General features: G+C 46.6%; 6 protein-coding genes, 5 tRNA genes, 3 rRNA genes and 1 riboswitch. All 14 genes read left to right on the top strand.

Features of this window, described 5'->3' with window-relative positions; genetic code table 11:
• The first annotated feature begins 106 nt into the window (after positions 1–106).
• Positions 107–1,661 (top strand): 16S ribosomal RNA (locus QUF19_RS16815).
• Positions 1,662–1,751: 90 nt separating this feature from the next.
• Positions 1,752–1,827, top strand: a tRNA-Glu gene (locus QUF19_RS16810).
• Positions 1,828–1,829: 2 nt separating this feature from the next.
• Positions 1,830–1,905 (top strand) — tRNA-Lys (locus QUF19_RS16805).
• A gap of 70 nt (positions 1,906–1,975) precedes the next feature.
• A tRNA-Val gene (locus QUF19_RS16800) sits at positions 1,976–2,051 on the top strand.
• 370 nt (positions 2,052–2,421) lie between these two features.
• Positions 2,422–5,314: ribosomal RNA gene (locus tag QUF19_RS16795) — 23S ribosomal RNA — on the top strand.
• A gap of 97 nt (positions 5,315–5,411) precedes the next feature.
• Positions 5,412–5,527: ribosomal RNA gene (rrf, locus tag QUF19_RS16790) — 5S ribosomal RNA — on the top strand.
• Together the 16S, 23S and 5S rRNA genes with 5 tRNA genes alongside form the textbook arrangement of a ribosomal RNA operon.
• A 67-nt stretch (positions 5,528–5,594) precedes the next feature.
• Positions 5,595–5,671, top strand: a tRNA-Asp gene (locus tag QUF19_RS16785).
• A gap of 60 nt (positions 5,672–5,731) precedes the next feature.
• Positions 5,732–5,808, top strand: a tRNA-Trp gene (locus tag QUF19_RS16780).
• 851 nt (positions 5,809–6,659) lie between these two features.
• The gene (locus QUF19_RS16775) at positions 6,660–8,042 is read left to right on the top strand and encodes a multicopper oxidase family protein (protein ID WP_286295147.1); all 1,383 of its coding nucleotides are present in this window, start codon (positions 6,660–6,662) and stop codon (positions 8,040–8,042) included.
• Positions 8,043–8,142: 100 nt separating this feature from the next.
• Positions 8,143–8,526 (top strand): fluoride efflux transporter CrcB, encoded by a 384-nt coding sequence (gene crcB, locus QUF19_RS16770; RefSeq protein ID WP_286295146.1) that lies wholly within the window; start codon positions 8,143–8,145, stop codon positions 8,524–8,526.
• Positions 8,527–8,588: 62 nt separating this feature from the next.
• A riboswitch (TPP riboswitch) is annotated at positions 8,589–8,687 on the top strand.
• A gap of 129 nt (positions 8,688–8,816) precedes the next feature.
• Complete coding sequence (gene thiC / locus QUF19_RS16765) at positions 8,817–10,766, top strand: phosphomethylpyrimidine synthase ThiC (RefSeq protein WP_102435275.1); 1,950 nt, start codon at positions 8,817–8,819, stop codon at positions 10,764–10,766.
• Positions 10,766–12,058: a thiamine phosphate synthase gene (locus QUF19_RS16760; RefSeq protein ID WP_286295145.1), complete on the top strand. Its 1,293-nt coding sequence runs from the start codon at positions 10,766–10,768 to the stop codon at positions 12,056–12,058. Before thiC ends, QUF19_RS16760 begins: the two co-directional genes overlap by 1 nt.
• Complete coding sequence (locus QUF19_RS16755; protein ID WP_286295144.1) at positions 12,048–12,830, top strand: HesA/MoeB/ThiF family protein; 783 nt, start codon at positions 12,048–12,050, stop codon at positions 12,828–12,830. Before QUF19_RS16760 ends, QUF19_RS16755 begins: the two co-directional genes overlap by 11 nt.
• Positions 12,827–13,036, top strand: coding sequence for a sulfur carrier protein ThiS (gene thiS / locus QUF19_RS16750; RefSeq protein ID WP_286295143.1), 210 nt, complete (start codon positions 12,827–12,829; stop codon positions 13,034–13,036). Before QUF19_RS16755 ends, thiS begins: the two co-directional genes overlap by 4 nt.

The raw sequence follows: 13,036 nt of genomic DNA, 5'->3' as shown, positions 1-13,036 counted from the left end.
TCAATTCATTACCATTCTGTTGGAATGGTAATAGCTTTAGAATTACATGTTCATTTTCGAATGAATATTAGTTTTGAAGTCAGTATTCGTTGAGTCACAAAATCTTAAATTGAAGAGTTTGATCATGGCTCAGATTGAACGCTGGCGGCAGGCCTAACACATGCAAGTCGAGCGGAAACGACAACATTGAATCTTCGGAGGATTTGTTGGGCGTCGAGCGGCGGACGGGTGAGTAATGCCTAGGAAATTGCCTTGATGTGGGGGATAACCATTGGAAACGATGGCTAATACCGCATAATGCCTACGGGCCAAAGAGGGGGATCTTCGGACCTCTCGCGTCAAGATATGCCTAGGTGGGATTAGCTAGTTGGTGAGGTAATGGCTCACCAAGGCGACGATCCCTAGCTGGTCTGAGAGGATGATCAGCCACACTGGAACTGAGACACGGTCCAGACTCCTACGGGAGGCAGCAGTGGGGAATATTGCACAATGGGCGAAAGCCTGATGCAGCCATGCCGCGTGTATGAAGAAGGCCTTCGGGTTGTAAAGTACTTTCAGTTGTGAGGAAGGGTGTGTAGTTAATAGCTGCGCATCTTGACGTTAGCAACAGAAGAAGCACCGGCTAACTCCGTGCCAGCAGCCGCGGTAATACGGAGGGTGCGAGCGTTAATCGGAATTACTGGGCGTAAAGCGCATGCAGGTGGTTCATTAAGTCAGATGTGAAAGCCCGGGGCTCAACCTCGGAACTGCATTTGAAACTGGTGAACTAGAGTGCTGTAGAGGGGGGTAGAATTTCAGGTGTAGCGGTGAAATGCGTAGAGATCTGAAGGAATACCAGTGGCGAAGGCGGCCCCCTGGACAGACACTGACACTCAGATGCGAAAGCGTGGGGAGCAAACAGGATTAGATACCCTGGTAGTCCACGCCGTAAACGATGTCTACTTGGAGGTTGTGGCCTTGAGCCGTGGCTTTCGGAGCTAACGCGTTAAGTAGACCGCCTGGGGAGTACGGTCGCAAGATTAAAACTCAAATGAATTGACGGGGGCCCGCACAAGCGGTGGAGCATGTGGTTTAATTCGATGCAACGCGAAGAACCTTACCTACTCTTGACATCCAGAGAAGCCAGCGGAGACGCAGGTGTGCCTTCGGGAGCTCTGAGACAGGTGCTGCATGGCTGTCGTCAGCTCGTGTTGTGAAATGTTGGGTTAAGTCCCGCAACGAGCGCAACCCTTATCCTTGTTTGCCAGCGAGTAATGTCGGGAACTCCAGGGAGACTGCCGGTGATAAACCGGAGGAAGGTGGGGACGACGTCAAGTCATCATGGCCCTTACGAGTAGGGCTACACACGTGCTACAATGGCGCATACAGAGGGCAGCAAGCTAGCGATAGTGAGCGAATCCCAAAAAGTGCGTCGTAGTCCGGATTGGAGTCTGCAACTCGACTCCATGAAGTCGGAATCGCTAGTAATCGTGAATCAGAATGTCACGGTGAATACGTTCCCGGGCCTTGTACACACCGCCCGTCACACCATGGGAGTGGGCTGCAAAAGAAGTGGGTAGTTTAACCTTTCGGGGAGGACGCTCACCACTTTGTGGTTCATGACTGGGGTGAAGTCGTAACAAGGTAGCCCTAGGGGAACCTGGGGCTGGATCACCTCCTTATACGAAGATACCACGATGAGTGTCCACACAGATTGATTAGGTTTAGAAAAGTAAAGAGACGAAGAACTCCCAAGTTCTTCAATATCCAGTGTCCCGTTCGTCTAGAGGCCTAGGACACCGCCCTTTCACGGCGGTAACAGGGGTTCGACTCCCCTACGGGATACCATTGGGTCGTTAGCTCAGTTGGTAGAGCAGTTGACTTTTAATCAATTGGTCGCAGGTTCGAATCCTGCACGACCCACCATTCTTTCTCCGCGTAAAGGATGGCTTTTATTTTCACTTTTATTAAAAGTGAAGACAAAAGAAACTATCGTGGGCGATTAGCTCAGTTGGGAGAGCACCTGCCTTACAAGCAGGGGGTCACTGGTTCGAGCCCGGTATCGCCCACCATTCTCTAAATATTCTTGGTTATTATCATATCCAAACCACTTCTTTTGTCGTTGGTTGGTGTGTTTGACCCTGAGAGTCTTTAGAAAATGTGAATTTTAGAACATTGGTTCTTAAAGTCTCATGCTCTTTAACAATTTGGAAAGCTGACTGATTTGATTACTTACGAGTAATTAAAATCAAATTTAAAAGTTCTCAATGTTTATCTTTCATTAGATAAACACAACAAACACATTCAAGTGTCTTGTATTCGAATCAAACTTAGTTTGATTCACAATTGAGTCCGGCAAACAGTCATTGAGAATTAACCCTTCTTAATGACAACCAAAAACCTTGGTTAGTTGCCATACACTAAGACCCTTTCGGGTTGTATGGTTAAGTGACTAAGCGTACACGGTGGATGCCTTGGCAGTCAGAGGCGATGAAAGACGTAATAACTTGCGATAAGCCCAGATTAGGTAGTAATAACCTTTTGAGTCTGGGATTTCTGAATGGGGAAACCCACGTGCATAAGCACGTATCCTGTTGTGAATACATAGCAACAGGAGGCAAACCGGGGGAACTGAAACATCTAAGTACCCCGAGGAAGAGAAATCAACCGAGATTCCGAAAGTAGCGGCGAGCGAAATTGGATTAGCCCTTAAGCTTTTAATGATGCAGGTGAAGCCTCTGGAAAGTGGCGCAACAAAGGGTGATAGCCCCGTAACCGACACATCATAATCAGTGAAATCGAGTAGGGCGGGACACGTGATATCCTGTCTGAATATGGGGGGACCATCCTCCAAGGCTAAATACTACTGACTGACCGATAGTGAACCAGTACCGTGAGGGAAAGGCGAAAAGAACCCCTGTGAGGGGAGTGAAATAGAACCTGAAACCGTGTACGTACAAGCAGTAGGAGCACCTTCGTGGTGTGACTGCGTACCTTTTGTATAATGGGTCAGCGACTTAATTTTAGTAGCAAGGTTAACCGTTTAGGGGAGCCGTAGGGAAACCGAGTCTTAACTGGGCGTACAGTTGCTAGGATTAGACCCGAAACCAGGTGATCTAGCCATGGGCAGGTTGAAGGTTGAGTAACATCAACTGGAGGACCGAACCGACTAATGTTGAAAAATTAGCGGATGACTTGTGGCTAGGGGTGAAAGGCCAATCAAACCTGGAGATAGCTGGTTCTCCCCGAAAGCTATTTAGGTAGCGCCTCGGACGAATACTACTGGGGGTAGAGCACTGTTAAGGCTAGGGGGTCATCCCGACTTACCAACCCTTTGCAAACTCCGAATACCAGTAAGTACTATCCGGGAGACACACGGCGGGTGCTAACGTCCGTCGTGGAGAGGGAAACAACCCAGACCGCCAGCTAAGGTCCCAAAGTATAGCTAAGTGGGAAACGATGTGGGAAGGCTCAGACAGCCAGGATGTTGGCTTAGAAGCAGCCATCATTTAAAGAAAGCGTAATAGCTCACTGGTCGAGTCGGCCTGCGCGGAAGATGTAACGGGGCTAAGCTATACACCGAAGCTGCGGCTACGTACCTTAGGGTATGTGGGGTAGGGGAGCGTTCTGTAAGCCGTTGAAGGTGGTCTGTAAGGGCTGCTGGAGGTATCAGAAGTGCGAATGCTGACATGAGTAACGATAAAGGGAGTGAAAAACTCCCTCGCCGGAAGACCAAGGGTTCCTGTCCAACGTTAATCGGGGCAGGGTAAGTCGACTCCTAAGGCGAGGCCGAAAGGCGTAGTCGATGGGAAACGGGTTAATATTCCCGTACTTCTTACAATTGCGATGGGGGGACGGAGAAGGCTAGGTGGGCCTGGCGACGGTTGTCCAGGTTCAAGTACGTAGGCGGAAAGTTTAGGTAAATCCGGACTTTCTTAACGCTGAGATACGATGTCGAGCTACTACGGTAGTGAAGTCATTGATGCCATGCTTCCAGGAAAAGCCTCTAAGCTTCAGATTGTAAGGAATCGTACCCCAAACCGACACAGGTGGTCGGGTAGAGAATACCAAGGCGCTTGAGAGAACTCGGGTGAAGGAACTAGGCAAAATGGTACCGTAACTTCGGGAGAAGGTACGCTCTTATCAGTGAAGTCCCTTGCGGATGGAGCAGACGAGAGTCGCAGATACCAGGTGGCTGCAACTGTTTATTAAAAACACAGCACTGTGCAAAATCGTAAGATGACGTATACGGTGTGACGCCTGCCCGGTGCCGGAAGGTTAATTGATGGGGTTAGACTTCGGTCGAAGCTCTTGATCGAAGCCCCGGTAAACGGCGGCCGTAACTATAACGGTCCTAAGGTAGCGAAATTCCTTGTCGGGTAAGTTCCGACCTGCACGAATGGCGTAATGATGGCCACGCTGTCTCCACCCGAGACTCAGTGAAATTGAAATCGCTGTGAAGATGCAGTGTACCCGCGGCTAGACGGAAAGACCCCGTGAACCTTTACTACAGCTTGGCACTGAACATTGAACCTACATGTGTAGGATAGGTGGGAGACTATGAAACCGCGTCGCTAGATGTGGTGGAGTCGTCCTTGAAATACCACCCTTGTAGTTTTGATGTTCTAACGTTGGTCCCTGAATCGGGATTACGGACAGTGCCTGGTGGGTAGTTTGACTGGGGCGGTCTCCTCCCAAAGAGTAACGGAGGAGCACGAAGGTGGGCTAAACACGGTTGGACATCGTGTGGTTAGTGCAATGGCATAAGCCCGCTTGACTGCGAGAATGACAATTCGAGCAGGTGCGAAAGCAGGTCATAGTGATCCGGTGGTTCTGAATGGAAGGGCCATCGCTCAACGGATAAAAGGTACTCCGGGGATAACAGGCTGATACCGCCCAAGAGTTCATATCGACGGCGGTGTTTGGCACCTCGATGTCGGCTCATCACATCCTGGGGCTGAAGTCGGTCCCAAGGGTATGGCTGTTCGCCATTTAAAGTGGTACGCGAGCTGGGTTTAGAACGTCGTGAGACAGTTCGGTCCCTATCTGCCGTGGGCGTTGGAAAATTGAAAGGGGCTGCTCCTAGTACGAGAGGACCGGAGTGGACGAACCTCTGGTGTTCGGGTTGTCATGCCAATGGCATTGCCCGGTAGCTAAGTTCGGAATCGATAACCGCTGAAAGCATCTAAGCGGGAAGCGAGCCTTGAGATGAGTTTTCCCTGGCACTATAAGTGTCCTAAAGGGTTGTCGTAGACTACGACGTTGATAGGCAGGGTGTGTAAGTGCTGCGAGGCATTGAGCTAACCTGTACTAATTGCCCGTGAGGCTTAACCATACAACACCCAAGGGGTTTTGTGGACTCAGATGTACCAGACCTTGAATGCGTTTGAAGAGAAATACTTTTAGATTAGCTTTCCGAATTTTAAAATTTGCTTGGCGACCATAGCATTGTGGACCCACCTGATTCCATGCCGAACTCAGAAGTGAAACACAATAGCGCCGATGGTAGTGTGGGGCTTCCCCATGTGAGAGTAGGACATCGCCAGGCTTTAAATTAAATCTTTAGGTTGACCGACCTGGAGATATGGACGCTCACTTAGTGAGTTGACCACTGCGGAGTGGTAGTTCAGTTGGTTAGAATACCGGCCTGTCACGCCGGGGGTCGCGGGTTCGAGTCCCGTCCACTCCGCCACTTATTCGATAACCTCGCCTAGTGCGAGGTTTTTTCGAATCTGAAGTAAGATAAAGTTTTAGGGGTGTAGCTCCAATTGGCAGAGCAGCGGATTCCAAATCCGCGTGTTGGGAGTTCGAATCTCTCCACCCCTGCCATATTTAAGGCTCTAGCAGAAATGCTAGAGCCTTTTTGCTTTATGAATCTTATAATACAACATTAGCAGAGCAGCGGATTCCCCGACTTACCAAAACAGCGCGTGTTGGGAGTTCGAATCTCTCCACCCCTGCCATATTTAAGGCTCTAGCAGAAATGCTAGAGCCTTTTTGCTTTATGAATCTTATATATACACCATTAGCAGAGCCGCGGATTCCCCGACTTACCAAAACAGCGCATGTTGGGAGTCTAAACCTCTACTCCTACCATATTTAAGGCTCTAGCAGAAATGCTAGAGCCTTTTTACTTTCTGAATCTAATATAGCTATTAGCAGAGCTGCGGATTTCCCGACTTACCAAAACAGCGCGTGTTGGGAGTCTAAACCTCTACTCCTGCCATATTTGAAGCCTTAGCAGAAATGCTGGGGCTTTTTTTATACCTGTTACTTTTTACACCAGTCCGATCGAGTATTCTGAGTGCCGTCTCATCCCACCTTGCCAAATTTAAGGCTCCAGACTACGCATCCTGGTAGAAATGTTGGAGCCTTTTTACTCGCTTCTACTTATTAATGGTTTCACTTAATTCTTCTAATTTGGATATGCTGATATTAGAACTATAACGCTTCCTTAATATCTGAATAGCTAGTCGAAGAGGGAGGTCTTTGGGCTTTCTATATTTGGGATATTTCAACGATTATTTGTTACTTTGGATGATATTTGACCTTAAAAAGGTAAGTACTCACTTATCCCAGCCTCTTTTATAAACAATCAACAGCACAATCCCCACTTCTTTATGAGAATTATTCTCAATATTTTGTTACATTTTGGTCGTTATTACTAAAAGGCAACAAATATGGATATTTCCCGTCGTAAGTTTATTCAATCATCCCTCGCTATATCTGCACTAACAGTCCTACCTGCTTGTTCAATGAAGCGGTCTGTTGATGAACAAGGAAAGTATGTTTATGACTTAACTGCTGAACCTTCAATGGCTGAGTTAGTCGCGGGATTTGACACCAATGTTTTAGCCTTTAATGGTCAGATTCCGGCTCCGACGATTCGATGTCGACAGGATGAAAAGGTCACAATTCGTTTTACGAATAAGTTATCAGAACCGACGACTATCCATTGGCATGGTTTAAGAATTCCTATCGAAATGGATGGAGTTCCCTTCTTAAGTCAGCCACCGATCATGCCAGGTGAAACATTCATTTATGAGTTTACGCCGCCAGATGCTGGCACATTTTGGTATCACCCACATATGAATAGCGTTAAACAACTTGGTATGGGTTTGGTTGGGCTAATTATCGTAGAAGAAAGTACTCCAGTGCAGTTTGACGAAGAACATGCATTGATGCTGAAGCATTGGCATATCGATCAAAAGGGTCAATGGAAAGACTTAATGATTCCCCGACTCAGTGCGCGTATGGGCACTCCTGGTGAGTGGAGTAGTGTGAATGGAGTTCATGAACCTGTATACCACTTGAAACAGTATGCAACGACTAGATTGCGTATCGCGAATGTCGATAATACGATCACTTACCCTATTGCTATCGAAGGGGCTGAGGCATGGGTCATTGCCATTGATGGTAATCCTGTAAAGACGCCATATATACTTACTCAACATAAAATTGGTCCAGGGATGCGTGTAGATATCGGACTGATCGCTCCTAAAGCTGGTGAGCGAGTTAACGTTCTCCAAATGAAGGGGCGTTTCCCATTTTCTTTGTGTGAATTTGAAGTCGTAGGTTCAGAATTTACTCAAGATCGAGCATTACCAGTATTACCATTGAATCCAGTACCTAACCTAGATCTTGCTAACGCTGAAGAGATCGATTTTGTGTTCGAGTGGGAAGGCGCTGTTTCTCCAGTATCCAAAGATGGAAAATCGATGCCTAAGTTTTGGCTTACTAATAAAAGAGCATGGGAGGGGATGAGCAAAGACAATATTCCTGAACCGTTGGCGACTTTAGAGTTGGGTAAGACTTACATATTCGATCTTAAGAACGTCACTCAATATCATCACCCGATTCATATTCATGGTCATACATTTACGGTATTGGAACTTGATGGTAAAAAAATTGAAGAGCCTTTCCATACCGATACAGTGTTACTTGGAAAAAATGGCCGAGCTAAAGCTGCATTTGTTGCAGATAACCCAGGACGCTGGATGTACCACTGTCATGTAATTGAGCACATGAAAACAGGATTGATGGGATATATTGAAGTTAAGTGACACCTGTAACGTTTAATATTTACGCATGCATTCTTAGTTTCTACCCTCGCTTTTATCGGCGTTAAAGCTAGAATATAGGGATTATTGTTTGGGAGGATTCATGGGTCAGTTATCTATTTTAGGTTTTATTGCCATTGGTGGTGCATTTGGTGCTTGTTCGCGCTATTTGATTTCAGAGTTATGTGTAGTGATGCTAGGACGTGGTTTTCCTTACGGTACGCTAACCGTTAACGTAATTGGCTCTTTAATTATGGGTTTGCTCATCGCTGCATTTGAGAATGAGATGGTGGCGACAGAACCATGGAGACAGATTATCGGTCTTGGTTTCCTTGGAGCACTGACTACATTTTCTACATTTTCGATGGATAATGTGCTTCTTATGCAGCAGGGCGCTTTCTTTAAGATGGGACTCAATGTGTTACTCAACGTGGTTCTCAGCATCTCAGCAGCATGGATCGGCTTCCAATTTTTGATAAAGTCTTAAAACTTTCTTACGATTTGTTAACAACTCGGCTTGGTTTATCCAAGCCGTTTTTATATACTCGATCGAACTTGTCGGAGTGCCATATGGCTGAGACCGTTAACTCGGGATCCGTTGAACCTGATCAGGCTAATACCTGCGAAGGGAACAAGAGTAGATATCTAACTAGAATCCTTCTAGAGATCTATCTCCAGATCACAACTGTATTTCTTACCGTGATCCCTCTTGTAGCATCTAATCCGTCAAGCATTTTTATCCCTATAGATAATGGCTAAAAGCCAAGGAAAAATGCTATGTCGAGTCGTAAACAAGCAAGACTGGAAGCGAAGAATTTTATTGATTCTTTATCCGTACAACCTTACCCAAATTCGAAAAAGGCTTACATCCAAGGATCTCGAGAGGACATTCAAGTCCCTGTACGAGAAATATCACTCGCTGATAGCCTAGTTGGTGGCAGCAAAAAAGAGCCTGTATTCGAACCTAATGCACCCATTCAAGTTTACGATACCTCCGGTGTTTACACAGATCCTACACACGAAATAGACCTGTATAGCGGTCTTCCTAAGTTGCGAGAGCAATGGATTGAAGAGCGTGGTGATACGGAACTGTTAGACGATGTAAGCTCTGTTTACACCAAAGAACGTTTAGAAGATGAAACCCTAGACGACCTTCGCTACGGCAACCTACCTAGAATTCGCCGTGCTACAGATAACCAATGTGTTACCCAATTGCATTATGCTCGTCAGGGCATTATCACGCCTGAGATGGAGTACATTGCCATACGTGAGAATATGGGACGTCAGAAGTTCGCTGATGAGCAGCTTAACCATCAACACCCTGGCCATAACTTTGGCGCGAACCTACCGAAAGAAATTACCCCTGAGTTCGTACGTAAAGAGGTTGCTGAAGGTCGAGCTATTATCCCTTCAAACATCAATCACCCAGAATCAGAACCGATGATTATTGGCCGAAACTTCTTAGTGAAGGTCAACGCTAATATCGGTAACTCTTCAGTAAGCTCTTCGATTGAAGAGGAAGTTGAGAAGCTAGTATGGTCAACCCGCTGGGGCGGCGATACCGTAATGGACCTTTCTACTGGCCGTAATATCCACGAGACTCGTGAATGGATCCTGCGTAACAGCCCAGTACCAATTGGCACGGTTCCTATGTATCAAGCGCTTGAAAAAGTGAATGGTGTAGCCGAAGACCTTAACTGGGAAGTGATGCGCGATACCTTGATTGAACAAGCAGAGCAGGGTGTTGACTACTTCACTATCCATGCTGGTTTGTTGCTTCGCTATGTTCCGATGACGGCTAAACGTGTGACCGGCATTGTTTCCCGTGGCGGTTCTATTATAGCGAAATGGTGCCTTGCTCATCACCAAGAGAGCTTCCTTTATACCCACTTCCGCGAGATCTGTGAGATCTGTGCGAAGTACGATGTTGCTCTATCATTGGGTGACGGCCTGCGTCCGGGTTCTATTGCAGATGCCAATGATGAGGCTCAGTTCTCAGAGTTACGTACTCTAGGTGAGTTGACTAAAGTCGCTTGGGAATACGACGTTCAGGTGATCATTGAAGGCCCTGGACATGTGCCAATGCACTTAATCAAAGAGAACATGGACGAGCAGTTAGAACACTGCCATGAAGCTCCTTTCTATACTTTAGGCCCACTGACGACAGATATTGCCCCTGGTTACGATCATATTACCTCAGGTATTGGTGCAGCCATGATTGGTTGGTACGGTTGTGCGATGCTCTGTTATGTCACCCCTAAAGAGCACCTAGGCTTACCAAACAAAGAAGATGTGAAGACTGGACTGATTACTTACAAGCTCGCTGCACACGCTGCTGACCTTGCGAAAGGGCACCCGGGCGCACAAATCCGAGATAATGCATTGTCTAAAGCACGTTTTGAATTCCGTTGGGAAGACCAATTTAATCTAGCTTTAGATCCGGAAACCGCGCGTTCTTTCCATGATGAAACTTTACCACAAGAGTCGGGCAAGGTTGCTCACTTCTGCTCTATGTGTGGTCCTAAGTTTTGCTCGATGAAGATTTCTCAAGAAGTTCGAGAGTATGCGAAAGACACTGAACAAGTGGCGGCTGATCAGGCTATCGAGATTAAGATGTTGGATAACCCGTTGGAAGGGATGCGTCAGAAATCACAAGAGTTTCGTGATACTGGCTCTGAACTTTACCACCCAGCAGTAGGTGCAAAAGAAGCTCAACTAGAGGAATAATGACAGTGAAGATACTCATCCCATCTCAAAATATTGAGTTAACGGGAGAGGTGCAGAACTGTCTATTGGTTGCTAAGCGACAAGGCTTAGCAACCGATGCAGTTGAGTTGGGCGTAAGTTCAACTCAATACTTCTCTATCGTTGATGCTCAGCAGGCGTTATCTATTGGCTTTGCCCATGATGTTGATTCATTGGCGGAGAGTCAGCTAGCGGAATTGAACCATGTTGTTGATTACAGTAATTCAGTCGCGCTAACTGACGTTTGTGACGCCTTTATACAAACTCCGAATATCATCTATATCGGTGTCTCAGATGATTCAGTTGTACTGGATATCTGGTCACACCTAGATGCTAATCGTGCTATCAAGAGTGAAACTACAGCTCATCGGGAGTTGGATAATCGCGGCCACTTTGCTTGGTTACTTACTTTGTTGGCGCTGGAATTCCCATTAGAAGACGCACTGGTTTTAGCTCGCGCAGCATCGAATGTTTCACGTGGAACATGGCCAGCACATTACCAAAACTTTCCAATTCCAGTTCTGGAAGATGAGCGACTGGATATTAGTGTTGGTTGGGCGCATCAAGGAACATCACTTTCGTTCCCTGAGTTGAGTAAGAATAGCCTAGGGCTATACCCAGTGGTTGATGATGTTGAGTGGATCGAAAGGTTGCTCAAGCTTGGCATCAACACTGTTCAGCTACGTATTAAAAACCCGCAGCAAGCGGACTTAGAACAACAAATCGAACGATCAATCGAGCTTGGTCGAGAGCATAACGCTCAGGTTTTTATCAATGATTATTGGCAACTTGCACTCAAGTATGGTGCTTTTGGTGTTCATTTAGGGCAAGAGGATATTGAAGAATCAAACCTCTCACAGTTGAGCCAAGCGGGTATAAAGATCGGTCTCTCGACTCATGGCTATTACGAGTTGCTGCGCATTGTTCAAATCAACCCAAGCTATATTGCGCTGGGGCACATCTTCCCAACAACAACTAAACAGATGCCATCGAAGCCTCAGGGTTTAGTTCGCTTATCTCTGTATCAACAGCTGATTGATACTATCCCATACACAGAACAACTCACCGGTTATCCGACGGTTGCTATTGGCGGTATTGACCAATCGACAGCTGCGCAGGTTTGGGATTGTGGTGTATCGAGCTTAGCGGTGGTACGCGCGATTACATTGGCGGAAGACCCACAGAAAGTGATCGAATTTTTCGAAAAACTGATGACCCCTAAATCTCCAATTATCAAAGAAGAGGTTATGCAGGAGCCTAGCTATGCTGAGTGACTTTGAATTTATTCGTTATCAACGACAAATTGCGTTACCTGAAGTGGGTGAACAAGGGCAACGTAACCTACTAAATAGTCATGTGCTGCTGATTGGTTGTGGTGGCTTAGGTAATGCTGCGGCTCTTTACCTCGCAGCTTCTGGTGTTGGAAAGATCGTGCTGGTCGATGATGATTGTGTAGATTCATCGAACCTGCAACGACAGGTCGCGTTCAGGGAAAGTCAGTTAGGTTTTCCTAAGGTTGAAGCTCTCAAGCAACAATTGAGTGAACTCAATGGTCGCAGCCAAGTAAGAACTATCAATCAACGAATGAGTGAAAGTCAGCTTGAACTTGAAGTGATGCTAGCTGACTTAGTGTTGGATTGTACTGACAACTTCGAGTCACGCCAGCAGGTTAACCAAGCATGTTTCAGCACGAAGACCCCTTTGATTTCGGGTTCTGCAATCGGCTGGAAAGGCCAGTTTATTGTATTTGATTATCAGAATCAGAAAGGGTGCTATCACTGTTTGTTCCCGTTCAGTCATCATCCACAAACGACTCGTTGTAGCGATAGCGGCATCATAGGCCCAGTTGTTGGCACCATAGGTAACCTCCAAGCTCTTGCTGCTATTCAACGTCTAACTCGTGGTGAGTTTCAGGTCGCAACACATCAACTCAAACTGTTTGATGGCCAAACGATGAATTGGCAAAACCTTATGGTTACTCAAGATAGTGAATGTCCCGTGTGCACTGCGTCGGTAGTTAAGCATTTAGAAGAAGAAATCCAATGAGCCATATAACCATCTCGATAAACGAACAACCAGAACAGGTAGCGCACTCTTCGTCTCTAGCGGACATTATCCAAGCTCTATCACTACCTGATCTAGGTTGTGTATTTGCAATCAACAATGCGGTTGTCCCGCGTAGCCAGTGGCAACAAACGGTCGTTAATGAAGGCGACGCTATATCTCTTTTCCAAGCCATTGCAGGAGGCTAA

Source organism: Vibrio sp. FE10, from assembly GCF_030297155.1.
GTDB lineage: Bacteria > Pseudomonadota > Gammaproteobacteria > Enterobacterales > Vibrionaceae > Vibrio > Vibrio apostichopi.
Note: the sequence above shows the minus strand (reverse complement) of the source record. Positions and strands in the feature narration are given on the sequence as shown.

Excerpts from the sequence above, each read along its gene's own strand:
- crcB (WP_286295146.1), top strand. The coding sequence starts at position 8,143 with ATGGGTCAGTTATCTATTTTAGGTTTTATTGCCATTGGTGGTGCATTT.
- thiC (WP_102435275.1), top strand. The coding sequence starts at position 8,817 with ATGTCGAGTCGTAAACAAGCAAGACTGGAAGCGAAGAATTTTATTGAT.
- QUF19_RS16760 (WP_286295145.1), top strand. The coding sequence starts at position 10,766 with ATGACAGTGAAGATACTCATCCCATCTCAAAATATTGAGTTAACGGGA.
- thiS (WP_286295143.1), top strand. The coding sequence starts at position 12,827 with ATGAGCCATATAACCATCTCGATAAACGAACAACCAGAACAGGTAGCG.
- QUF19_RS16755 (WP_286295144.1), top strand. The coding sequence starts at position 12,048 with ATGCTGAGTGACTTTGAATTTATTCGTTATCAACGACAAATTGCGTTA.
- QUF19_RS16775 (WP_286295147.1), top strand. The coding sequence starts at position 6,660 with ATGGATATTTCCCGTCGTAAGTTTATTCAATCATCCCTCGCTATATCT.